We start from the raw sequence: 22,970 nt of genomic DNA, 5'->3' as shown, positions 1-22,970 counted from the left end.
AGGAAAGTAAACGCTAAAAGTTAATTAGACTTTGATACAACCGCCCAAATATTGAGCGTATTTGCAACTCCTAATGCAGCAGGACGGGAGAGGAAGCCGGAAAATCCGGGGATTTCGCCTCACGTTACGTGACGGGAACATGACAAAGCACAATTCACATGCAACTTTTAGGTGTCACCCGTTAACCATTGTGACAGTCGCGCGCGTCGCCGCGTCCGCAATTGACTTTCGACCGTTTTTGCCCTTATAAGCCGCGCACGTCCGGAAAGCTTGGCTTCCCGCGAGGGCAAGCCTGTGCCGGACTTCAACGCTCCTTGCGTAACGCAAACCCAAGAAGGGCCGCACACCGCGGTATTAAATAAATGTCGAAGCGTACCTACCAACCCTCCAAGCTTGTCCGCAAGCGTCGTCACGGTTTCCGCGCCCGCATGGCAACGAAGGGCGGCCGCAAGGTCCTGTCCGCACGTCGCGCCCGCGGCCGCGCACGTCTCTCGGCCTAAGGCCGTGCCTGCCCGAACAGAGGCGACGGGCATATGACGGAAACTGTTGAAAAACCTGCTGTCGGACGGCTGAAAAGCCGTCCGCAGTTTCTTTTTGTGCGCGAGGGCGAGAAACGCAGGGGACCGCTGTTCCTTCTCGAAGTGCGCGACCGGCAGATGCCGGACGAAGCGCCCCGCGTCGGCTTCACCGTTACCAAGAAGCACGGCAATGCCGTGGAACGCAATCGCATGCGCCGGCGCCTGAAAGAGGCGGTGCGGCTATCGGCCGGGTTTGCAATGGAGCCCGGACACGACTATGTGGTTGTCGCCAGACGGGACGTGTTGAGCGCCCCCTTCAAAACCCTTGAAGCCCGTCTCAACGACAGGATCGCGACGGTCAAGAAACAGAAGCAGCAGCAGCGCCCTGCTGCTCCCGGGAAAGAGTGATGGAAAAGAACCGCAATTATTTCGTGGCGATCGCGCTGTCCGTGCTGATCCTCGTGGCCTGGCAGTTCCTCTATGTGAACCCCAAGCTGGAGAAGGACCGCGCCGCGCTCGAAGCGCAGCAGGCCGCGCAGAGCCAGCAGACGACCACGTCCGGCGGCACGACGACGACCGCGACCGGTACGAGCGGCGCCCTGCCGGGCGGTACGTCGACGGCGACCACGACCGAAACGCGGGAAGCCGCGCTCGCCCGGTCCGCCCGCGTCGAGATCGACACGCCGTCGCTCTCCGGCTCCATCAACCTGACGGGCGCCCGCTTCGACGACCTGAAGCTGAAGGAATTCCACGAGACCGTCGAAAAGACGAGCCCGATCATCACGCTGCTCAGCCCCGCCGAGACCGAACACGGCTACTTTGCCGAAATCGGCTATGTCGGCAGCGAGGCGACCGGCCAGGTCCCCGGCCCGCAGACCGTCTGGACGCAGGAGGGCGAGGGCAAGCTGACGCAGGCGACCCCCGTCAAGCTCACCTATACCAACGACAAGAACGTCACCTTCACCCGCACGATCTCGGTCGACGAACACTACATGTTCACGATCGCCGACAGCATCGAGAACCGCACGGATGCGGCGATCGCGCTTTCGCCCTATGGCCGCGCGACGCGCTTCTTCAAGCCGAGCGATCCGTCCGTCTACGTGCTGCACGAAGGTTTCATCGGCGTGCTCGGCGATCTCGGCCTGCACGAGGTCAAATATTCCACGACCGAAGACGACACGACGGTCGCGCCCGGCAAGGCGACCGGCGGCTGGCTCGGCATCACCGACAAGTACTGGGCGACGGCCCTCGTGCCGCCGCAGGCGACGCCCTACGAGACGCGCTTCTCCTATTTCCAGGACGGTCGTCCGCGCTACCAGGCGGACTACCGCCAGGACGACGTCACCATCGCGCCCGGCCAGTCGGTCGAGGTCAAGAACCTCTTCTTCGGCGGCGCCAAGGAAGTGCCGATCATCGACCAGTATGAGGCGTCCTACTCCATCCCGCGCTTCGACCTGATGATCGACTGGGGCTGGTTCTGGTTCTTCACCAAGCCGATGTTCCAGATGATGGACTTCTTCTTCCGCTATTTCGGCAATTTCGGCATCGCGATCCTCATCACCACGATCGTCGTCAAGGGCCTGTTCTTCCCGCTTGCCAACAAGCAGTACGCCTCCATGGCGAACATGAAGAAGATGCAGCCGAAGATGGAGGAGCTGAAGGCCAAGCACGGCGACGACCGCATGGCGCTGCAGCAGGCCATGATGCAGCTCTACAAGGAGGAGAAGATCAATCCGCTGGCGGGTTGCTGGCCGATCCTTTTGCAGATCCCGGTCTTCTTCGCGCTCTACAAGGTGATCTACGTCACCATCGAGATGCGCCACGCGCCGTTCTTCGGCTGGATCCAGGACCTTTCGGCGCCCGATCCGACCTCGCTCTTCAACCTGTTCGGCCTGCTGCCCTACGACGTGCCGCACATGCTGATGATCGGTGTCTGGCCCATCATCATGGGCATCACCATGTTCCTGCAGATGCGCATGAACCCGACGCCGCCGGACCCGACCCAGGCGATGATCTTCACCTGGATGCCGCTGATCTTCACCTTCATGCTCGCGACCTTCCCGGCCGGCCTCGTCATCTACTGGGCCTGGAACAACCTGCTCTCGATCATCCAGCAGGGCATCATCATGAAGCGCCACGGCGTGAAGATCGAGCTCTTCGACAATCTGAAGGGATTGCTCGGAAAGAAAGCCGGATCATCCTGACGGCCACCCAAGCGGATGTCGAAGAACCCCGGCCTCGCGCCGGGGTTTTCTTTTGCCGATTTTTCTGCAAGGCCCGCTTGCGACATCGCCCCGTCGCTGGCATGGAAGCGGCGCGGGCGCATCCCTGTCATGCTCCCGGCGATCCCTTTGTCTTCATGCAAGCCCGAACGCAAAACCGCTTCTCGCCCTTTTGCCGGACTTGCCCTTGCGAGCGCACCATGTCCGCTTCCACGCCTCCGATCACCCCCACGCTTCCGCAGAGACGGGGGCAAGGCCATGGCGCCGCCCTCGTGCTCGGCTCTGCCGTCGTCTGGAGCTTCGGCGGCACGCTGGCGCGCTTTCTGGCCATCGAGGACGGCTGGACCGTCGTCTTCTGGCGCTCGCTCTTTGCCGCCCTCTTCCTGCTCGGCTTCATGCTGCTGCGTGACGGCCCGCGCGGCACCGTGCACCTGTTCAGGGGCATGGGTCTTGCCGGCATCGCGGTGGGCCTGTGCTTTGCCACCGCCTCCACGTCCTTCATCCTCGCGCTCGCCTACACGACCGTCGCCAATGTCGTGCTGATCCAGGCCGGCGTGCCGCTGATCGCCGCGCTGATGGCCTGGCTGCTCTTCCGCGAGAGGATCGCCCTCCACACCTGGGTCGCCATCGCGGCGGTGATCGGCGGCGTTGCCATCATGGTCTCGGAATCGCTCGGCGGCAGCGTCTCGATGATGGGCGATGCGCTCGCCCTGCTGATCGCCTTCGCCTTCGCCACCGCGACGATCATCACCCGACGCTTCGCCCATGTGCGCATGACGCCCGCCGTCTTCTTCGGCACGCTCGTCGCCTGCGCGGTGGCGGCAAGCCAGGCCTCCGGCTTTGCCGTGAGCGGCCAGGAACTCGGCATTCTCATCGTCTTCGGCGCGCTCAATTTCGGCCTCGGCCTCGCCTTCTTCGTCACCGGCGCCCGCCTCGTCCCCTCGGCGCTCGCCGCCCTGCTCGGCACGGCGGAGACGGTTCTGGCGCCGCTCTGGGTGGCGATCATCCACGGCGAGGTGCCGGGCGCGCGCACCGTAGTCGGCGGCATCATCGTGCTGGCGGCGCTCCTGTGTTATCTCGGCGTGGAGTTCTGGCGCCAGCGGCGCGCTTGACTTTCGCGGCCAAAACCGGGAAGCCGGGGGCCGGACAACAAGGGCGCGATTTATGACCGAGACGACGTCGCCGGACGACAAGCCGCTGTTCGGCAGGCCGTGGATCTTCATCCGCGGCGTGCCGGCCATGAAATTCCTGCCGCCCGAGGGACCGCCGGAGATCGCCTTCGCCGGGCGCTCGAATGTCGGCAAGTCCTCGCTGATCAATGCGCTGGTCGGCCACAAGGGCCTGGCACGCACGTCCAACACGCCCGGCCGCACGCAGGAGCTCAACTATTTCGTCCCGGACGGCTTCTCCGGCGCCGAGGACGACCTGCCGCCGATGGCGCTCGTCGACATGCCCGGCTACGGCTATGCCCAGGCGCCGAAGGAGCAGGTCGACGCCTGGACCAAGCTCGTCTTCGACTACCTGCGTGGCCGCTCGACGCTGAAGCGCGTCTATGTGCTGGTCGACAGCCGCCACGGCATCAAGAAGAACGACGAGGAGGTTTTCGCCCTGCTCGACAAGGCGGCCGTCTCCTACCAGATCGTGCTGACCAAGACCGACAAGATCAAGGATGCCGGCGTGCCGCGCCTCGTCGAGGAAACCCTGCAGAAGATCGCCAAGCGCCCGGCCGCCTATCCGGAGGTGCTGGCTACCTCCTCGGAAAAGGGCCGCGGACTGGATGAATTGCGCAACGCCATCATCGCGGCCATCACCCGGTAGGGCTCAATCGAACCGGGCGGCGCCGGACGCGAGGACGGGGCCGGTCGCCTTGCCGCCCGGCGACCCGCCGAAGGGCTCCACGCTGACGGAGAGCATCGCGCCCTGCACCAGCCGCCCGCGCAATTCTCCCGGCACGATGAGCGTGCCCTCGCCGGTCTGCGGCAGCACGCCGAGCGAGACCGGCGCCCTGCCATCCTGCGTCAGCCACAGTTCGAGCGACTTGTCCTTGCCGCCGCCACCGGCGACCGGCGTCACCCGCAGCGAGCCGCTCACATCGTCATAGCGCGCGACGAGATCGATCACGGCCCCCTCTCCCGCCAGGTCCGCGACGAGACGCCCGCCGCTCACCGGGCGCGGCGCGATGAGCGCGCCGATCAACAGGGCAAGGCCCGCCGCAATGGCGAAGGAGGCAAGGGCGAGCGCCCGCCAGAAGGCGAGCGAGCCCCAGCAGCCGCCCGCGACCCTGCCGGAAAACACGGCGTCCCGCGGCGTCGCGCCGAACAGGCATTGCTCCATGGGGGAACGGGCGCGCGGCGGCAGATGCAGCGCCTCGTAATCGTCCTCGAAGGTGGCAAGATTCTCTTCCCAGCGACTGACGATCGCGGCGAACTGGCGGTCCTTAGCGAGGCGCGCCTCGACCTTGCGGCGCTCCTCGGCGGAAAGCACCCCGAGCACATATTCGCCTGCGATCACCTCATCGCGGCGGGGGTCTCTCATCTCTCGGTCGGGCGCCGTCATCGGCTATGCACTCTCTCAGGCTTCGATGAAATCCGGGCGAGGACCAAGCCTCCAACTCCATATAGGCATTCCCTTTCGCTTTTGCTCATGGAAACGCGCAAGCGCGCCATCATATTCCCCATCGCCCTTTCCCGCCACCGATCTTGCGGTCCCCGGCTCGTGTCGTTCCGTCTTTTTCCGGGCGCCGGCAGCAATATGGCCGGCGGATCATTCCATCGTCACGAAACATGCGTTAAACAGGCGCCCACCCATTCCCAAGAGGCCGCCATGTCCCTATCCGAAAGCGAAACCCAAGCCCGCCTTCTCGCGCAAGCCCTGCCCTATATGCAGCGCTACGAGAACAAGACCATCGTGGTGAAATATGGCGGCCATGCCATGGGCAATGCGGAACTGGGCAAGGCTTTCGCGAGCGACATCGCGCTGCTCAAGCAGTCGGGCGTCAACCCGATCGTCGTGCATGGCGGCGGCCCGCAGATCGGCGCGATGCTCTCCAAGATGGGCATCGAATCGAAATTCGAAGGGGGCCTGCGCGTCACCGACCAGAAGACGGTCGAGATCGTCGAGATGGTGCTCGCCGGCTCGATCAACAAGGAGATTGTCGCGCTCATCAACCAGACGGGTGAATGGGCGATCGGCCTGTGCGGCAAGGACGGCAACATGGTCTTCGCCGAAAAGGCCAAGAAGACCGTGGTCGATCCGGACAGCAATATCGAGCGCATCCTCGATCTCGGCTTCGTCGGCGAGGTGGTGGAGGTCGACCGCACGCTGATCGACCTGCTCGCGAAATCCGAGATGATCCCGGTCATCGCCCCGGTCGCCCCCGGCCGCGACGGCCACACCTACAACATCAATGCCGACACCTTCGCCGGCGCCATCGCCGGGGCACTCAACGCGACGCGCCTGCTCTTCCTCACCGACGTGCCGGGCGTGCTCGACAAGAACGGCCAGCTCATCAAGGAACTCTCCGTCGCCGAGGCCCGCGCCCTCATCAAGGACGGCACGATCTCCGGCGGCATGATCCCGAAGGTCGAGACCTGCATCGACGCCATCAAGGCCGGCGTGCAGGGCGTCGTCATCCTCAACGGCAAGACCGCCCATTCGGTGCTGCTGGAGATCTTCACCGAACACGGCGCCGGCACGCTGATCGTGCCCTGATGCTTCTGCCGGCGGCTTCCCGCCGCCGGCCCCTCACCAGAAGAGCAGGCCCAGAATGCCGCAGACGATGAGCAGGCAGCCGACGACTTCCGTGCGGTTGACCCGCTCGTGGAAGAGGAAATACGAGGCCATGAAGGTGAAGACCAGCTCGATCTGGCCGAGCGCGCGCACATAGGCGACCTGCTGGAGGCTCATCGCCGTGAACCAGCAGGCCGAGCCCAGCACCCCGGCAATGCCGACCAGCGCGGACGAGCGCCAGCTTCTCAAGACCTCGACGATTTCCCGCTTGTCCTTCCAGGCCATCCAGACCAGCATGAAGGCCGTCTGGAAAGTGGTGACGCAGGCGAGCGTCACCGCAGCGTTCATGATCGGCCCCGGCCCGTCAAGCGAGAGGGACGCGCTGCGATAGGCGACGGCCGAGACGCCGAAGACCGCGCCGGAGGCGATGCCGATCAGGGCGGTGCGGCTCGTCAGGGCGGCAAGGGTGTTGCGCCAGGAGAGCGGCGCGCGGGCGACGGAAATCAGCATCACGCCGATGACGCCGACGACGATGGCGACGACCGCGCCCAGGGTGATGCGCTCGCCGAGCAGCACGAAGCCGAAGATCGCCGCCTGCACCGGCTCCGTCTTGGAATAGGCCGTGCCGACCGCAAAATTCCGCAGCGAGAACAGATAGACGAGCAGCATGGTGGCGAAGATCTGCGCCAGTCCCCCGATGATGGCCCAGAAGGCGAAGGTCCAGTTGAGCGAGGGGAAGGCGAGGCCGACGATGCGGTTCAGCACCAGCACGTAGAGGATCGCCAGTGGAAAGCCGTAGCCGAAGCGCACGAAGCTCGCGCCGCGCGTGCCGAGCTTGCCCTGAAGATGCTTCTGCAGGGCCGAGCGCAGGTTCTGCAGGAAGGCGGCGGCGATGGTGATGGGGATCCAGAGTTCCATGCCCTGCCGCTAGCATGCGGGCCGGGCCAAATCCATCGTCGGCGCCGGCCTCCCATGGAAAATTCCGTTTCCCTTCGCGCAGGCCCATGCCATAAGACGCTCCATGACCGATCTTCCGAACAAAGCCGATTTCAGCCATGTGCGTGACTGGGTCTTCGACCTCGACAACACGCTCTATCCGCACCATGTCGATCTCTTCGCCCAGATCGACAAGAACATGACGGCTTACGTCTCGGCCCTGCTCGGCCTGTCGCGCGAGGACGCGCGCGCCCTGCAGAAGCAGTATTATTTCGACCACGGCACGACGCTGAAGGGCCTGATGATCCATCACGCCATCGACCCCGTGGACTTCCTGGAAAAGGCGCATGCGATCAATTACGACGTGCTGTCGCCCGACCTGCCGCTCGGCGAGGCGATCCAGGCGCTGCCGGGCCGCAAGTTCATCTTCACCAACGGCAGCGTCAAGCATGCCGAGATGGCGGCGAGAGCCCTCGGCATCTTCCACCATTTCGACGACGTCTTCGATATCGTGGCGGCCGAATACGTGCCGAAGCCGGCCGGCGCGACCTATGACAAGTTCATGGCGCTGCACCGGGTCGACACGAAGCAGGCCGTGATGTTCGAGGACCTGCCGCGCAACCTCATCGTGCCGAAGACGCTCGGCATGAAGACCGTGCTGCTGACCCCGCGCGACGAGGGCCACGAATTCACCGATGCCTGGGAGAAGCGCACGGACGAGGACAAGCATATCGACTATGCGACCTCGAACCTGACGGCCTTCCTCAACGCGCTGCTCTAGGCAAGCCCCGACACATTCCCGACACGGAAAAAACCCTTTTCCGTCAAAAGCTTGAATTACCAATTTGTAACTGGTGCCGGCCGGCATTCCCCCTATCCTGCCTCCCCAAGGGACGATGATGGATGAAAGGAATGACCATGGCTAAAAAGGAACTTCTCCTCGGCGCCGTCGCTGCCGGCCTTCTGCTTTCGGGCGCCGCCGCCCCCGCCTTCGCCGCCAAGGGCGAGGGCCGGCACGGGCCGCGCCATGCCGCGATGATCGAGCGTCTCGACGCGAACAAGGACGGCAAGGTCTCGCTCGACGAGTTCAAGACCAACATCTCCGCCACCTTCAAGACCTTCGATGCCGACGGCGACGGCCAGGTAACGAAGGACGAGATCAAGGCCCGCCACGACGCGTTCCGCGATGCCCGCAAGGCCGTGCGTGCCGCGGCCGACACCGACAAGGACAAGGCACGCGAGGCGCTGCGGGCCGCCGGCCCCTTCATGCTGCCGGGCGCCGGCCGCATGTTCGACCGTGCCGACACCGACGGGAACGGCACGCTTTCCGAAGCGGAAGTGCTTGCCTCGGCGCAGAAGATCTTCGAACGGCGCGACAGCAACAAGGACGGCGCGATCGACACGGCCGATGCCCGCCCCCATAAGGGCAAGGGTCGCCACGGCAAGGGCGGCGAGGAGCGTGCCGAGCGCATGCTGAAGCGCCTCGATGCCGACAGCGACGGCAAGGTCTCGCAGGAGGAGCTGCTGCAGCGCGCCTCGGAAACCTTCCAGCGCTTCGACGCCGACAAGAACGGCGAGGTGACGAAGGCCGAGGTCGACGCCAGGCGCGAGGCCTTCCGCGATGCCCGCAAGGCCGTCCGCGAGGTAAAGGCGACGGATGGTGAGGCGAAGGCGGCCGCCCGCGAGGCGCTGCGCGACGCCCGGATCGACCGCATGGGCGGCCGCATGTTCGAGCGGGCCGATGCCGACAAGAACGGCACGCTGACCAAGGCGGAAATGGAAACCGCCGCCGCCGCGATGTTCAAGCAGCGCGACCGGAACGGCGACGGCTTCATCACCGCCGACGAGATGGGCAGGCGCGGCAACCGGTAAACACCCTCCGTTACGAGCACGTCCGACCAGGAACGCCCCGGTTTCAAAACCGGGGCGTCTTTTTTTGCGAAAGGCGCGGAAATTTCGCGCAGACCGTCGCCCTCCCCCTGCCGTCATCCTCGGGCCTGCCCCGAGGATCCACATTCCCGACGTGCCGGTGGATGGATGGTCGGGTCGAGCCCGACCATGACGGAGGAGAGGTGGCAGGCGCCCGTAATCGTCCTAACATCAACCGAGCGCGGCCGCCGCCTGCTCGGCCTCCAGCTTCTCGTAAAACTTCACGATGATGTCCCAGGCCTCGTCGGCCGTCTCGACGAACTGCATCAGCTCGACATCGCCGGGCGCGATCGTCCCGAAGGCGGCGAGCGCGTCGAAATCGATGATCCTGCGCCAGAATTCCTTGCCGAACAGGATGAGCGGCACCAGCGCCATGCGGCCCGTCTGCATCAGCGTCACCGTCTCGAACAGTTCGTCCAGCGTGCCGAAGCCGCCCGGAAACACCGTCACGGCCTTGGCGCGCAGCAGGAAATGCATCTTGCGGATGGCGAAATAGTGGAAGTTGAAGCTGAGCTCCGGCGTCACATAGGGGTTCGGCGCCTGCTCGTGCGGCAGCACGATGTTGAGGCCGATCGACGGCGCGCCGACATCGGCCGCCCCGCGGTTGCCCGCCTCCATGACGCCCGGCCCGCCGCCGGTGACGACGACATATTCCTTGAAGCCGAGTTCCGCCGACTTTTCCGAGCACATGCGCGCGAACTTGCGCGCTTCCTCGTAATAGACCGAGGCGGCTTCGAGATTGAGGCGCTGCGTCTCGTTGCGCGCCGCCCAGGCCTCCTGGCCGGGGGCGGGAATGCGCGCGCCGCCGAACATCACGACGGTCGACTTGATGCCGCGCTCGGCGAGCATCATCTCGACCTTCAGCAATTCGAGCTGCAGGCGCACCGGGCGCAGCTCCTCGCGGCAGAGGAAATCGTCGTCGACATAGGCAAGCCGGTAGGCCGGATGGGCCGATTGCGGCGTCTGCGGCACGACGGCGGCGCGGTGCTTGTCCTGTGCGCTGTCGGCCAACGGATCCCAGACGCCGTCCTTGCGGCGCAGATTCTTCTTCTTCAGTCTTGCCATGTCATTTTCCTGCTTGCTGGCCTGCTTTCCGGCCCCACGGGATTACCATTGCGCCCGTGCGACAGTATCTGCCGGAAAGGGGCTTCATCTTTTCCGGCACTTGCTCTAGAGCATTTTGCAGATTGATGAAATCAACCTTCCGGCATCCCGACAATCGAAAATAAGCCTCGAAGTTTAAGGAATTCCGATGAGCCTGCCTGACCTCGCCACCCTTTCCACCACCATCGAGCGCGCCTTCGAGGAACGGGACGGCATCAACACCGGAACACGCGGCGAAGTGCGCGATGCGGTGGAGACGTCCCTCAACCTGCTCGACACCGGCAAGGTACGCGTCGCCCAGCGCGGCGAGGACGGCACCTGGACGGTGAACCAGTGGCTGAAGAAGGCCGTTCTCCTGTCCTTCCGCCTCAACCCGATGGAGATCGTCAAGGGCGGCCCGGGCGACTCGTCCTGGTGGGACAAGGTGCCCTCCAAGTTCGACGGCTGGAGCGTCAACGAATTCGAGAAGGCCGGCTTCCGCGCCGTGCCCAACTGCGTGGTGCGCCGTTCCGCCTATATCGCGCCGAACGCCATCCTGATGCCCTCCTTCGTCAATCTCGGCGCCTATGTCGGCGAGGGCACGATGGTCGACACCTGGGCGACGGTGGGCTCCTGCGCGCAGATCGGCAAGCATGTGCATCTTTCCGGCGGCGTCGGCATTGGCGGCGTGCTGGAGCCGATGCAGGCAGGTCCCACGATCATCGAGGACAATTGCTTCATCGGCGCCCGCTCGGAGGTCGTCGAGGGCTGCATCGTGCGCGAGGGCTCCGTGCTCGGCATGGGCGTCTTCATCGGCAAGTCGACCAAGATCGTCGACCGCGCGACGGGCGAGGTGACCTATGGCGAAGTGCCGCCCTATTCCGTCGTCGTCGCCGGCTCCATGCCGTCGGACAAGGTGATGCCGAACGGCCTGCCCGCGCCGGGGCTCTACTGCGCCGTCATCGTCAAGCGTGTCGACGCGCAGACCCGCTCGAAGACCGGCATCAACGAACTGCTTCGGGATTGAGCCATGGCGGTCGTGGAAGAGCAGAGGCCGAGCCTCGCCTGGCTCTTCTTCGGCTGGTCCGGCCGGGTCAGCCGGATGCCCTTCGCGCTTGGCTGGGCCTTCTGGCTGATGCTGCTTTCGGCCGCGCTCGCCCGCATCATCATCGTGCCGAAGGAGGATCCCTCCTTCCTCTTCTGGTCCTTCGTCTTCGTCGGCGTGGCGCTCGTCTCCACGGTGTCCTCCGTCCTGCTGACGGTCAAGCGGCTGCACGACATGAACCTGCCGCTGCCGCTGATCATCTGCCTGTTCATCCCGGCCATCTCCTTCTTCGCGCTCTTCGCCTTCATGGTCTGGCCGGGCACGAACGGGCCGAACGACTACGGCCGCCTGCCCAACCGGCCGAAAGACTGAGAGGCGCGCTTCGGGCGCGCGTGACAGCGCACGGCCGATCGGCTAAATCTCGATTCTCCTTCCTCCCTTTCGTGCCGTGACCGCATGTCCATGACCTCCGCCGATCCGATCGCCAATCTTGCAACGCTCATCCGCTGCCCCTCCGTCACCCCTGCCGAGGGCGGGGCGCTGACGGCGCTCGCCGCTATGCTGGAGCCGCTCGGCTTCACAGTGGAGCGCATGACGGCGCGCGAGCCCGGCATGCCAGACATCGAGAACCTCTATGCCCGTATCGGCACCGAGGGGCCGCACCTGATGTTCGCCGGCCACACGGATGTCGTGCCCGTCGGCAACGAGGCGGCCTGGACGCATGCGCCCTTCGGCGCCGAGATCGCCGGCGGCGAGATGTTCGGCCGCGGCGCGGTCGACATGAAGGGCGGCATCGCCTGCTTCGTCGCCGCCGTCGCCCGCCAGATCGCAAAGAACGGTCCCCCGAAGGGTTCGCTCTCCTTCCTCATCACCGGCGACGAGGAAGGCCCGGCCGTCAACGGCACGATCAAGCTGCTGCAATGGGCCGCGGAGCGCGGCGAACGCTGGGATGCCTGCCTCGTCGGCGAGCCGACGAACCCGGACCAGCTCGGCGACATGATCAAGATCGGCCGGCGCGGCTCCGTCTCCGGTACGATCACGGTACAGGGCGTGCAGGGCCATGCCGCCTATCCGCACCTCGCCGACAATGCCGTGCGCGGCGTGATCGCGCTTACCGATGCCCTGATGCATCCGCCCTTCGACGCCGGCACGGAGAATTTCCAGCCGTCGAATCTGGAGGTGACGACGATCGACGTCGGCAATCCCGCGACGAATGTCGTGCCGGCACAGGCGGTCGCCCGCTTCAACATCCGCTTCAACGATATCTGGACGGCCGAGACCGTGATGGCCGAGATCGTGCGCCGGCTCGATGCCGCCGCGCGCGACGAAAGGCTGCGGCCGGGCCGCCCGCCGCTCCGCTACGACATCGCCTGGGCCGAGCGGCCGAGCCACGTCTTCCTCACCCGCAACGACCGGCTGATCGCCTCGCTCTCCGGCGCCGTCGAAGCCGTGACCGGCCGTGCGCCAAAGCTGTCGACGACGGGGGGCACCTCCGATGCCCGCTTCATCAAGGATTATTGCCCGGTCGTGGAGTTCGGCCTCGTCGGACAGACCATGCACATGGTCGACGAGCGGGTGGCCATCGCCGATCTCGAGACGCTGACCGTGATCTACGAGACTTTCCTCCAGCGCTGGTTCGGCGATGCCCGGGCTTGACGAGGTCCTGCACTATCTCACCGGCGTGTTCTTGCTCGTGCGGCAGAAGCAGGAAGGGTTCGGCTGGCTGGACCTGACGATGCGCGGGCTTGTCCGCTCCTTCTGGGCCTTCGCCTGGTGCCTTCCCGCCTTTGCCGTCATCTGGGCATCCTGGCGGCTCTATTTTCTCGGCAGCATGCCGACGGGAACGCCGGCCGGCCTCTCCTTCTTCATCAAGCTCCTGGTGATCGACGTGGCGGGCTGGCTGCTGCCGCTGTTGCTTCTGGCGGCGCTCGCGCGTCCGCTCGGCTACGGCAAGCACGTTGCGACCGTGGTGACGGCGAGCAACTGGATCGCCGTGCCCTTCGCCTATGCCGCGGCGATCCCCTTCGCCCTGACGCTGGTCCAGCCCACGAGCGCGCCCTTTGCCGGCCTGCTGCTCTATGCGGTCTTCGGCGCCAGCGTCGTGCTGCAGTTCCGCCTCGTATGGATGTGCGTCGGCAGGCAGACGCTGCTCGCCTCGGCCATGACGGCGATCTACGTGCTGCCGCCGATGATCGTCGGGCAGCAATTGCAGCAACTCCTCGGCACGTTGCCGGGCTGATGCGCCTTTCGCCCTCCGGGCCGCCTAGTAGTCGACAGCCATGAAATAGAGCCCGTCCGGCGGCGCCACGGGGCCGCAGGCCTTGCGGTCGCGCGCCTCCAGCGCCGCGCGCACGTCCTCCCGTGTCCACTTGCCCTCGCCCGCCAGCTTCAGCGTGCCGGCGAAGGAGCGGATCTGGTTGTGCAGGAAGCTCTGCGCCGAGACGCGCATCTCGATCAGGTCACCGCTGCGCGTCACCTCCAATCGGTCGATGGTGCGCACGGGGCTGTTCGCCTGGCACTGGGCGGCGCGGAAGGTCGTGAAGTCGTGCCTGCCGACGAGCATCTGCCCGGCGGCATGCATCGCCTCGTGGTCGAGCGTCCTGGCGACGAACCAGGCCCGGTTCGCCTCCAGCGCCAGCGGCGCTGGGCGCGAGATGATGCGGTAGAGATAGTGCCGCTTCACCGCCGAGAAGCGGGCGTCGAAATCGTCGGGCACCGCCGCCGCATCGAGGATCGCGATCCGCTCGCCGGCCATGCCGAGATGGGCGTTGAGCGCGTTGCGCAGCGTGTGCTCCTTCCACACCCGCGAAAGGTCCGCATGGGCCACCTGCCCCATGGCATGCACGCCCGAATCCGTGCGCCCCGCGCCGCGGATCGAGACGGTCTCGCCCGTGAGCGACAGGATGGCCGCCTCGATGGCGCCTTGCACGGAGTGCCCGTTGTCCTGCCGCTGCCAGCCGACATAGGGCGTGCCGTCATATTCGATACGGAGGCGGTAGCGCGGCATCAGCCGATGACCTGGCCGGCCGCGACGGGCGTGCCGCGCAGGAAATCGGCCGCATCGAGCGGCTTGCCGCCCGCCTTCTGCAGGCGCACGAGCCGGACGGCCCCGCCGTCACCGCAGGCGACCGTGAGCCGGTCGTCGAGAACCGTGCCGGCGGCTTTCGCGGTGGTGTCAGCGGCCCGCGCGCTCGCCAGAACCTTCACCCGTTCCGGCTTGCCGGCGACCGGCAGCTCGAACCAGGCGCCCGGGAAGGGCGAGAGGCCGCGGATATGGTTGTGCACGTCCCCGGCAGGGCGGGAAAAATCGATGCGGGTCTCGGCCTTGTCGATCTTGGCCGCGTAGAGCACGCCCTCCTGCGCCTGCGGGGTCAGCGGCAGGTCGCCGGCTTCGAGCTTCGCCATGGCCTCCACCATCAGGGGGCCGCCCGCCTGCATCAGCGTATCGTGCAGCTCACCGGCCGTCATGGTGTCGCTTATCGCCACGCGATGGGTCAGCGCGACCGGGCCGGTGTCGAGGCCCTTCTCCATCTGCATGACCATCATGCCGGTTTGTGCGTCCCCCGCCATGATCGCCCGCTGGATGGGCGCCGCGCCGCGCCAGCGCGGCAGCAGCGAGGCATGGCCGTTGTAGCAGCCGAGCCGGGTACCGGTCAGGATCGCTTCCGGCAGCAGGAGGCCGTAGGCGACGACGACGGCGACATCCGCCTTCAGCGCACGAAAGGCTGCGCGGTCGGCCTCCTCGCGGAAATTGAGCGGGGTGAAGACGGGAAGCCCGAGCCTTTCGGCCGCCTGGTGCACCGGCGACTTCACCCGTTCGAGGCCGCGGCGGCCGGCCGGGCGCGGCGGCTGCGAATAGACGGCGACGATCTCGTGGCCGGCCTGCGCCAGCGCCTCAAGCGTCGGCACGGAGAAATCCGGCGTGCCCATGAAGATGATGCGAAGGGCCATCGGTCAGCCTCCAGGAAAGCAGGTCCAGCAAAAGCGCGAAGCGGTTCTGCGGCCGGAATTGCATGAAACAAAGCCCGGGCGGCAAGCGCCTGGTTGTCGCCTCAGAGCGCCTTGCTGCCGCGCAGCTTCGCCGCCTTGGTGAACTTGCGGATCACCATCTCGCGCTTCAGCTTGGAAATGTGGTCGATGAACAGCACGCCGTTCAGGTGATCGATCTCGTGCTGCAGGCAGGTCGCCAGCAGGCCGTCGGCCTCCGTGAGCTGCTCCTTGCCGTCGCGGTCGAGATGCTTGACGGTGATGGCCGCGGGGCGCTCGACCTCGGCATAATAGTCCGGGATCGACAGGCAGCCCTCCTCATAGACCGAGCGGGCATCCGAGGCGGAGACGACTTCCGGATTGATGAAGACGAGCGGCTTCTTGTCCTCGCCCTCCTTCGAGACGTCGAGCACCAGCATGCGGCGCGCGACGCCGATCTGGATCGCGGCAAGGCCGATGCCCGGCGCATCGTACATGGTTTCCAGCATGTCGTCGGCGAGCTTCTTCACCTCGCTGTCGACGGTCTCGATGGGCTTCGAAACCTGGCGGAGGATCGGATCGGGAAGGATAATCAGCGGCTTGATGGTCATCTCGCCTCCTTAGCGCGGTTTTTTGACGCTTTCAATCGGCTTCGACCGTCGCCGGCGCCGCATGTCCCGCGCATCTGTTCACGTTATGATCTGGTTTCCGCCGCAATCCGTGTTATGGTCGCGGCATGATCGATCCGACCTTTGACATGCTGCTCGCCTCCCTGCTTGCCCGGCTCGGCGGCCCCGGCCCGGCGCTCGTGCTGCTCGCCGCCCTGCTGATCGCCGTCTTCGGCCTCCTTTCGGCCCGCCGCAGCCAGGCGCGCCAGCGCGAGGCGGCGGCGATGGCGGAGCTGCGCTTTGCCGAGCTCCTGAAGGCGCAGACGGAAATGCAGGGCCGCGTTGCCGCCATGGCCGACGTCTTCGGCTCGAAGCAATCGGAGACGAACCAGGCGATCAATGCGCGGCTCGACGGCCTGACGCAGCGGATCGGCCAGTCGATCTCCGAGCAGACCCGCTCGACGCACGAGAACCTCCGCCGCCTGCAGGAACGGCTTGCCGTCATCGACAATGCGCAGAGCAACATCCAGTCGCTGGCGAAGGACGTGGTCGGCCTCCAGGCGATCCTCTCCAACAAGCAGACCCGCGGCGCCTTCGGCCAGTCGCGCATGGAGACGATCATCGCCGATGCCATGCCATCAGGCGCCTACCAGTTCCAGGCGCAGCTTTCCAACGGCGTCAGGCCCGACTGCACGATCCGCATGCCGAACGGCCAGCCGCCTCTCGTCATCGATGCGAAATTCCCGCTGGAGGCGTGGAATGCGCTGTCGGACGGGCGCTCGCCCGAGGCCACCAAGCTCGCGGCACAGCAGTTCCGCCGCGACATGGAGACCCATATCCGCGATATCGCCGAAAAATATCTTCTCGCCGGCGAGACGCAGGACACCGCCTTCCTCTTCGTTCCCTCCGAATCGATCTTCGCCAGCATCCACGAGAATTTCGAGGCCATCGTGCAGCGGGCGCACCGGGCGCGCATCGTCATCGTCTCGCCGTCGCTGCTCATGCTGTCCGTGCAGGTGCTGCAGGCGCTTCTAAAGGACCAACGCATGCGCGAGCAGGCCCATGTCATCCAGGGCGAGGTTGCCCGGCTGATGGACGACCTGACGCGGCTCGACGACCGGGTGCGCAAGCTTTCCGGCCATTTCACCGCCGCGCAGAAGGATGTCGACCTCATCCTGACCTCGACGGAGAAGCTGACCCGGCGTGGCGCGCGCATCGGCGACATGGAATTCGAGACGGCATCGGCGCTTTCCGCGCCTGCGGAGACGGCCGTCGAGACCCGGACGGGGCAGCTTCGGCTGAGGGTGGTTGACGAGGACTGACCGCCTCGGGCAGTGTCCGGCGGAAACGACAAGGGGCACCTCTCATGATCACCGTCTTCGGCTCCATCAACATGGACCTCATCGCCACGCCAGAACGCCTGCCGAAGCCGGGCGAGACGGTCATGGGCAGCAGCTTCACCACCGCCGCCGGCGGCAAGGGCGCCAACCAGGCGCTCGCCGCCCGCCGCGCCGGGGCAATCGTGCGCATGGCCGGCGCCGTCGGCGACGACCGGCTGGGCAGCCAGGCGCTGGCGCTGCTCGCCGACGCCGCGGTCGATCTCAACGGCGTGCGCTCCGCCGCCGAGGCGACCGGCACGGCCCATATCCTCGTGGACGACGAAGGCGAGAATGTCATCGTCGTCGTGCCGGGCGCCAACGGCACCGTCGGCGAGGAGGATGCGAAGCGCACCGTCGGCGGCATGACGCGCGGCGACTACCTGATGCTGCAGTTCGAAATCCCCAATGCCGCCATCGAGGCCGCGCTCGTCAGCGCCAAGCAGAAGGGCGTCATCTCGATCGTCAACATCGCCCCCTTCAGCGCCGATGCCGGCCGCCTCGGCGCGATGGCCGACATCCTCGTCGCCAACGAGACGGAATTCGACCTCTTCGTCGGCAAGGGCGAACTCTCGGACGACGCGCGCGAGACGACCATGCGCGCGCTGCATGCGGGCAGCGGCCAGACGATCATCGTCACGCTCGGCGCCGACGGCGTCGTCGCGATCCGCAGGAACGAGATTTTCCGCGCCGCCGGCCTCAAGATCGAGCCCGTCGACACGGTGGGCGCGGGCGATACGTTCTGCGGCTATCTCGCCGCCTCGCTCGATGCCGGCCTCGGCTTCAAGGAGGCGCTGCGCCGCGCGGCCGTCGCCGGATCGCTCGCCTGCCTGAAGCCCGGCGCCCAGCCCTCCATTCCCTTCGCCACGGCCGTCGACGCGGAAATCTGACGGCGGCGCGGCAGCCTGGCCCGCCGGATTTCGCAATTGGCGCATCAGGCGTCGCATTGACTGCGGCGCCTGATAAATCAGCCGGTTGCGCCGAGAAGTGGCAGCAGCATTTGGTTATTTATTAATATTTTATGGGTTACTGAAGTCCTCAGGCCCGACCCTTCCGGTCGGCGGCCTCTGGCGCTGGTCGCGCGCCCCGACCTCCATGACGGAGACCCCCGCAAACGAATGTGCTCCTCCGCGGTGTCCGCCGCGGACGTCTCTCATCGTGAGGATTCCATGTTCAAATTCCAGGCCAAGTCGCTCGCGACGAAGCTCATCGCGGTCACCGGCGGCACGATCGCCCTCGTGATGCTCGCCTCCAACACCGTACTCATCGGCCAGACGCAGAGCCGCGTCGCCGATCTCGTCTATTCCCAAGCCGACACCGAGGCGAAGGCGATCGCCGCCGACATCGCGACCGATATCGGCCAGCTCGCCAGCGCCGCGCGCTCCATGGCCGGCGTGATCGAGCAGGGCCATTCGGTCGGGCATTTCGACCGCAAGCAGGTCGTGGACATCATCAAGGCGAACGCGGAAAAGAACAGCTTCGCCCTCGGCAGCTGGTTTGCGGAAGAGCCGAACGCCTTCGACGGCAAGTCGCGCGAAACCACCGAGCAACTGGAAACCGGCACGTTCAAGGACGGCTCGTTCAACCCCTACTGGACGAAGCGCAAGGACGGTTCCATCGCGCTCTCCACCTTCGAATCCGACTACAAGGCCGAGTGGTATGCGCTTGCGGCCGGCAGCGGCAAGGGCGCCATGACCCAGCCCTACAAGGAGGAATCGACGGGTGAGAACTTCACCATGGCCTCCATCGCCTTTCCGGTCGCCCCGGGCGGCAAGCTGATCGGCGTCACCGGCGTCGACGTCTCGCTGAAGACGCTCGATGAGAAGCTCAGCCGGCTGAAGCCCTTCGGCGAAGGCCGCGTCATGCTGCTTTCGCAGACCGGCAAGTGGATCGTTGCGCCGAACGCTGACCTCCTAATGACGGATTACGACGGACAAGGCACCGACATCGTCAAGAACGCGCTTGCGACGGGCACGATCGGCCGCATCGAGAACCTCTCCTTCGACGAACTGGCCTCCTTCGACCGCGTCGTCTATCCCTTCGCGCTGCCCGACATCAACACGACCTGGATCGTGCTGGTCGACGTGCCGCGCGCGGCCATCAACGCGCCGGTCGACGACCAGACCCGCATGATGATCCTCGGCGGGCTGATCGTTCTCGGCGCCGTGCTCGCCGGGCTTTACGTCGCCGTGCGCACCTTCGTGCAGAAGCCGCTCGCGGGTCTCGTCTCCGACGTCGCGACGCTCAGCAGCGGCGTCTATACCCAGCCGATCGCCGGCCAGGAGCGCTCGGACGAGACCGGCTCGGTCGCCAAGGCGCTGGAAGGGTTCCGTCACCAGCTCGCCGACACCAAGCGCCTGGAAGCGGAAGCCGACAACCAGCGCCAACTGACCGAGGCCGAGCGCAACCGTTCGGAAGCCGAGCGCGCCGAATCGAGCGCCCTCCAGCGCGACATCGTCGCCCGCCTCGGCGAAGGCCTTGCCCAGCTCTCCTCCGGCAACCTGACCTTCCGCCTCTCCGGCGACTTCCCGGGCGAGTACGACAAGCTCAAGACCGACTTCAACTCGGCGATCGCCAGCCTGGAAGAGACGATCCAGACGGTCAACGCCTCGGTCGGCAATATCGGCGGCGGCACGGGCGAGATCTCCAAGGGCGCGGCCGATCTCTCGCACCGCACCGAACAGCAGGCGGCGAGCCTGGAAGAGACGGCGGCCGCCCTCGACCAGCTCACCTCGCAGGTCAATTCCAGCGCGGAAAACGCCCGCGTCGCCGCCAAGTCGGTGGAAACGGCCAGCGACGACGCCAGCAAGTCCGGCGAGGTCGTGCAGAAGGCGATCGGCGCCATGCACGGCATCGAGCACTCCTCGCGCGAGATCTCCAACATCATCGGCGTGATCGACGACATCGCCTTCCAGACGAACCTGCTGGCGCTCAATGCCGGCGTGGAAGCGGCGCGGGCCGGGGAAGCCGGCAAGGGCTTCGCCGTCGTCGCCCAGGAGGTGCGCGAGCTCGCCCAGCGCTCGGCCAATGCCGCCAAGGAGATCAAGACGCTGATCAACACCTCCGAGGTGCAGGTCCGCGAGGGTGTCGACCTCGTCGGCAAGGCCGGCAGCGCGCTGGAGAACATCGCCGAGCAGGTCATCCAGATCAACGGCCTCATCCGCCAGATCTCCTCCTCCGCCTCCGAGCAGGCCGTCGGCCTCAAGGAGATCAACGCGGCCGTCAACCAGATGGACCAGGTGACCCAGCAGAACGCCGCGATGGTGGAAGAGACCACCGCCGCCTCCATGGCGCTGAACGACGAGGCCCAGACGCTGAAGTCGCTCGTCGCCCGCTTCCGCGCCGGAAACGCCGCCGTGGCCGCTGCCCAGCCGGTGCAGCAGGCGACCCGCCGCGACGTCCAGCCGCAGCGCGCCGCCTACCAGGCGCCGCGCACCGCCCCCCGCGCCATGCCGCAGGTCGCCGGCAACACGGCGCTGGCGCAGGACGACTGGGAAGAGTTCTGAGAACAGGCAATACACCAAGGAAAAGGCCGGCGGTTTCGCCGGCCTTTTTGTCTGAGGAAATGCATTCCGCATTCCCGTCCTGCGCCGACGGCCACGCGGCGGTTTCGCCCGTGGGTTTTCAAAGAGCATCGGACGGGGCGCCGGAGCTGCCTCATCTGAATGTATAAGCATGGCACCTTCCGGCACCCCGTTCGGCGGTTTTTGCCCGCGACTCCGGTCTCTCTGGGAGGATGGAGTTCCATGGGAACGGTGGCGTGCCTTTCCGTGGAAAGAGCCATGCACGCCCTCAGGCTCACGATGCCGCAGCCATGGCTGCCGGTCGGCACCGTCTTCCACTGCACCGGGCGAACCGGGGCCGAAACCCCTCGGACGCCGCCCGGGCGCGAACCCATCCCTTTGTGTGCCCCACAGGCACGCCCGCCGAATTTATCAGGGGAAACGAAAGGGCCGGTCCGACGCCCGCCGCTTCCCCCGGATCGCCGGAGGGAGACCATTTTCCGCAGGCCCCTTCGATGAAGGCTCACGTCCTTCCCGCACCGAAAGCGCCGACCCCGCCTCGCCGCAACGCCTTGCGGTGTATCCGCGGCAGGATGGGGGGATTGTAGGCATGGGTTGAGGGGGCGGGGAAATTGCGGGGATGTTTTTTCGGCGCGGCGGGCGCTACTTGCGCTCCGTCGGCTGCGCCTGGAGACGGCCGCGGGAGCGGGAGCGGGTGGCGCTCGCCAGCCGCTGCGAAGCCTCCTTCAGTTCCAGCTCGGAAAACAGGCCCTGGTATTCGGGCCGCAGCATCAGCGCTTCCATGGAAAGCTCCGGCTTGCCGGCGTCCAGCAGCCGCTCCAGCCCGGTCGTGCCGGGCTTGAAGACGAGCTCCTTCGCCGCCGCCACGCCGCCGTTGAGCAGCACGAAGCGGCGCAGGAGCACCGGACGGAAGCCGAGCGCGGCGAAGCGGTCGTAGAGGCCCATCATCTCCTTGTGGAAACGGCCTTCCGCACCCGGCCCGGCGCTGCGGGGGCCACGCATCAGAGGCGGCCGACGCGCTCGGCGAGGAGAGCGAAGAAGCCGTCGGCATCGACGTCCTTCATCACCCGCGCATTGTGCTTGCGGCCGGTGACCTGCCACCAGTCGACCACCGTCATGCCTGTCGTGAGCGGCGAGGCGGTCTCGATCTCCACATTGCAGTCGCGGCCGGAGAACAGCTCCGGCTTCAGGAGATAGGCGATGACCGTCGGATCGTGCAGCGGACCGCCGTCGGAGCCGTATTTTTCGACATCGAAACGCTCGAAGAAATCGAGCATCTCGACGAGGGCCTTGGCGGGGCGGCTGCCGATCTCGCGCAGCCTGGCGACGCGGCTCTTCAGCGTCAGCACCTTGTGGGTGACGTCGAGCGGCATCATGACGATCGGGATGCCGGACCTGAAGACGGCGGCGGCCGCTTCCGGATCGACATAGATGTTGAACTCGGCGGCCGGCGTGATGTTGCCGCCCTCGAAGAAGCCGCCGCCCATCATGACCAGCTCGCGCACGCGGCCGGCGATGTCCGGCGCCTTTTCCAGCGCCGTCGCGATGTTCGTCAGCGGGCCGAGCGTGCAGAGCGTCACCGTGCCGGCCGGTTCGCGCCGCAGCGTCTCGATGATGAAATCCACGGCATGCCGGGCCTCCAGCGGCATCTGCGGCTCGTGCAGTTCCGGGCCGTCGAGGCCGGTCTTGCCGTGCACATGCTCGGCGGTGACCAGCGGGCGGGCGATCGGCCTGTCGGCGCCGGCATAGACCTTCACGTCGGTGCGGGAGCAGAATTCCAGGATGATGCGGGCATTGCTGGAGGTGCGCGCCAGCGGCACGTTGCCGGCGACGGTGGTGATGCCGAGGATGTCGAGTTCCGGGCTGCCGAGCGCCAGCATGATGGCGGCGGCATCGTCCTGGCCGGGATCCGTGTCGATGATGATTTTCCGTAGCTCAGACATGCCGTCTCCGTTTCCTCGCTGGTTCTGTTCTTGGCCCGCCTTACGCGGGCGAAGCGGCGACTATATTTGCGAAATCGCCATTCGCAAGCGT

At 66.2% G+C, this 22,970-nt stretch carries 23 protein-coding genes; 15 read left to right on the top strand and 8 right to left on the bottom strand.

Going from position 1 to position 22,970, the window contains the following annotated elements:
- Positions 1-362 precede the first annotated feature (362 nt).
- From rpmH to yihA, 5 genes are all read left to right on the top strand, one after another.
- Complete coding sequence (gene rpmH / locus EV665_RS09425; protein WP_037405882.1) at positions 363-500, top strand: 50S ribosomal protein L34; 138 nt, start codon at positions 363-365, stop codon at positions 498-500.
- Between the two features lie 33 nt (positions 501-533).
- Positions 534-926, top strand: a complete 393-nt coding sequence (gene rnpA, locus EV665_RS09420; RefSeq protein WP_064328669.1) for a ribonuclease P protein component — start codon at positions 534-536, stop codon at positions 924-926.
- On the top strand, positions 926-2,722 hold the full coding sequence (gene yidC / locus EV665_RS09415; protein ID WP_210234618.1) for a membrane protein insertase YidC: 1,797 nt from the start codon (positions 926-928) through the stop codon (positions 2,720-2,722). The genes rnpA and yidC overlap by 1 nt, the downstream gene beginning before the upstream one ends.
- 218 nt (positions 2,723-2,940) lie before the next feature.
- The gene (locus tag EV665_RS09410; RefSeq protein ID WP_133033907.1) at positions 2,941-3,852 is read left to right on the top strand and encodes a DMT family transporter; all 912 of its coding nucleotides are present in this window, start codon (positions 2,941-2,943) and stop codon (positions 3,850-3,852) included.
- 52 nt (positions 3,853-3,904) lie between these two features.
- Positions 3,905-4,558, top strand: coding sequence for a ribosome biogenesis GTP-binding protein YihA/YsxC (gene yihA / locus EV665_RS09405; protein WP_133033906.1), 654 nt, complete (start codon positions 3,905-3,907; stop codon positions 4,556-4,558).
- A gap of 3 nt (positions 4,559-4,561) precedes the next feature.
- Here the strand turns inward: yihA and EV665_RS09400 are convergent, their stop codons facing one another.
- Positions 4,562-5,275 carry an anti-sigma factor gene (locus EV665_RS09400; protein ID WP_245337343.1) on the bottom strand — a complete coding sequence of 238 codons (714 nt, stop codon included), beginning with the start codon at positions 5,273-5,275 and terminating at the stop codon, positions 4,562-4,564.
- A 288-nt stretch (positions 5,276-5,563) separates the two neighbouring features.
- Here EV665_RS09400 and argB point away from each other — a divergent pair, with 288 nt between their 5' ends.
- Positions 5,564-6,451 (top strand): acetylglutamate kinase, encoded by an 888-nt coding sequence (gene argB, locus EV665_RS09395; RefSeq protein WP_064328665.1) that lies wholly within the window; start codon positions 5,564-5,566, stop codon positions 6,449-6,451.
- Positions 6,452-6,484: 33 nt separating this feature from the next.
- On the opposite strand, the gene EV665_RS09390 is transcribed toward argB, so the two are convergent.
- On the bottom strand, positions 6,485-7,387 hold the full coding sequence (locus EV665_RS09390; RefSeq protein WP_133033905.1) for a DMT family transporter: 903 nt from the start codon (positions 7,385-7,387) through the stop codon (positions 6,485-6,487).
- Between the two features lie 103 nt (positions 7,388-7,490).
- On the opposite strand from EV665_RS09390, the gene EV665_RS09385 reads away from it, so the two are divergent.
- Both EV665_RS09385 and EV665_RS09380 read left to right on the top strand, forming a co-directional pair.
- Positions 7,491-8,186 carry a pyrimidine 5'-nucleotidase gene (locus EV665_RS09385; protein ID WP_064328663.1) on the top strand — a complete coding sequence of 232 codons (696 nt, stop codon included), beginning with the start codon at positions 7,491-7,493 and terminating at the stop codon, positions 8,184-8,186.
- Between the two features lie 137 nt (positions 8,187-8,323).
- On the top strand, positions 8,324-9,277 hold the full coding sequence (locus EV665_RS09380) for an EF-hand domain-containing protein (RefSeq protein WP_162853018.1): 954 nt from the start codon (positions 8,324-8,326) through the stop codon (positions 9,275-9,277).
- Positions 9,278-9,505: 228 nt separating this feature from the next.
- Here the strand turns inward: EV665_RS09380 and EV665_RS09375 are convergent, their stop codons facing one another.
- Complete coding sequence (locus tag EV665_RS09375) at positions 9,506-10,399, bottom strand: LOG family protein (RefSeq protein ID WP_064328661.1); 894 nt, start codon at positions 10,397-10,399, stop codon at positions 9,506-9,508.
- Positions 10,400-10,586: 187 nt separating this feature from the next.
- On the opposite strand from EV665_RS09375, the gene dapD reads away from it, so the two are divergent.
- The 4 genes from dapD (at position 10,587) to EV665_RS09355 (ending at position 13,701) form a co-directional block, all read left to right on the top strand.
- Positions 10,587-11,444 carry a 2,3,4,5-tetrahydropyridine-2,6-dicarboxylate N-succinyltransferase gene (gene dapD, locus EV665_RS09370; protein ID WP_133033903.1) on the top strand — a complete coding sequence of 286 codons (858 nt, stop codon included), beginning with the start codon at positions 10,587-10,589 and terminating at the stop codon, positions 11,442-11,444.
- A gap of 3 nt (positions 11,445-11,447) precedes the next feature.
- Positions 11,448-11,834, top strand: a complete 387-nt coding sequence (locus EV665_RS09365) for a DUF805 domain-containing protein (protein WP_133033902.1) — start codon at positions 11,448-11,450, stop codon at positions 11,832-11,834.
- 90 nt (positions 11,835-11,924) lie between these two features.
- A complete protein-coding gene (gene dapE / locus EV665_RS09360) occupies positions 11,925-13,118 on the top strand; it encodes a succinyl-diaminopimelate desuccinylase (protein ID WP_133033992.1) in 1,194 nt (397 codons plus the stop codon).
- A complete protein-coding gene (locus EV665_RS09355; protein ID WP_133033901.1) occupies positions 13,105-13,701 on the top strand; it encodes a hypothetical protein in 597 nt (198 codons plus the stop codon). The genes dapE and EV665_RS09355 overlap by 14 nt, the downstream gene beginning before the upstream one ends.
- Positions 13,702-13,725: 24 nt before the next feature.
- Here the strand turns inward: EV665_RS09355 and truA are convergent, their stop codons facing one another.
- The 3 genes from truA to def form a co-directional block, all read right to left on the bottom strand.
- The gene (gene truA, locus EV665_RS09350) at positions 13,726-14,469 is read right to left on the bottom strand and encodes a tRNA pseudouridine(38-40) synthase TruA (protein WP_133033900.1); all 744 of its coding nucleotides are present in this window, start codon (positions 14,467-14,469) and stop codon (positions 13,726-13,728) included.
- Positions 14,469-15,413 (bottom strand): methionyl-tRNA formyltransferase, encoded by a 945-nt coding sequence (gene fmt, locus EV665_RS09345; protein WP_133033899.1) that lies wholly within the window; start codon positions 15,411-15,413, stop codon positions 14,469-14,471. The genes truA and fmt overlap by 1 nt, the downstream gene beginning before the upstream one ends.
- Positions 15,414-15,514: 101 nt before the next feature.
- Positions 15,515-16,039 (bottom strand): peptide deformylase, encoded by a 525-nt coding sequence (def, locus tag EV665_RS09340; RefSeq protein WP_064328654.1) that lies wholly within the window; start codon positions 16,037-16,039, stop codon positions 15,515-15,517.
- A gap of 125 nt (positions 16,040-16,164) precedes the next feature.
- Here def and EV665_RS09335 point away from each other — a divergent pair, with 125 nt between their 5' ends.
- The 3 genes from EV665_RS09335 (at position 16,165) to EV665_RS09325 (ending at position 20,918) form a co-directional block, all read left to right on the top strand.
- Positions 16,165-17,358, top strand: coding sequence for a DNA recombination protein RmuC (locus tag EV665_RS09335; RefSeq protein ID WP_133033898.1), 1,194 nt, complete (start codon positions 16,165-16,167; stop codon positions 17,356-17,358).
- A 44-nt stretch (positions 17,359-17,402) separates the two neighbouring features.
- Positions 17,403-18,302: a ribokinase gene (locus EV665_RS09330; RefSeq protein WP_133033897.1), complete on the top strand. Its 900-nt coding sequence runs from the start codon at positions 17,403-17,405 to the stop codon at positions 18,300-18,302.
- Between the two features lie 279 nt (positions 18,303-18,581).
- Entirely contained in the window at positions 18,582-20,918 is a 2,337-nt protein-coding gene (locus tag EV665_RS09325; RefSeq protein WP_133033896.1) for a methyl-accepting chemotaxis protein, read from the top strand.
- Positions 20,919-21,578: 660 nt separating this feature from the next.
- Here the strand turns inward: EV665_RS09325 and EV665_RS09320 are convergent.
- On the bottom strand, positions 21,579-21,938 hold the full coding sequence (locus EV665_RS09320) for a hypothetical protein (RefSeq protein WP_133033895.1): 360 nt from the start codon (positions 21,936-21,938) through the stop codon (positions 21,579-21,581).
- Positions 21,938-22,879, bottom strand: coding sequence for a nucleoside hydrolase (locus EV665_RS09315; RefSeq protein WP_133033894.1), 942 nt, complete (start codon positions 22,877-22,879; stop codon positions 21,938-21,940). The genes EV665_RS09320 and EV665_RS09315 overlap by 1 nt, the downstream gene beginning before the upstream one ends.
- Positions 22,880-22,970 lie beyond the last annotated feature (91 nt).

The sequence above is a fragment of the Shinella granuli genome, assembly GCF_004341885.1.
Classification (GTDB): domain Bacteria; phylum Pseudomonadota; class Alphaproteobacteria; order Rhizobiales; family Rhizobiaceae; genus Shinella; species Shinella granuli.
This window is presented reverse-complemented; position numbering and strand designations above follow the sequence as displayed.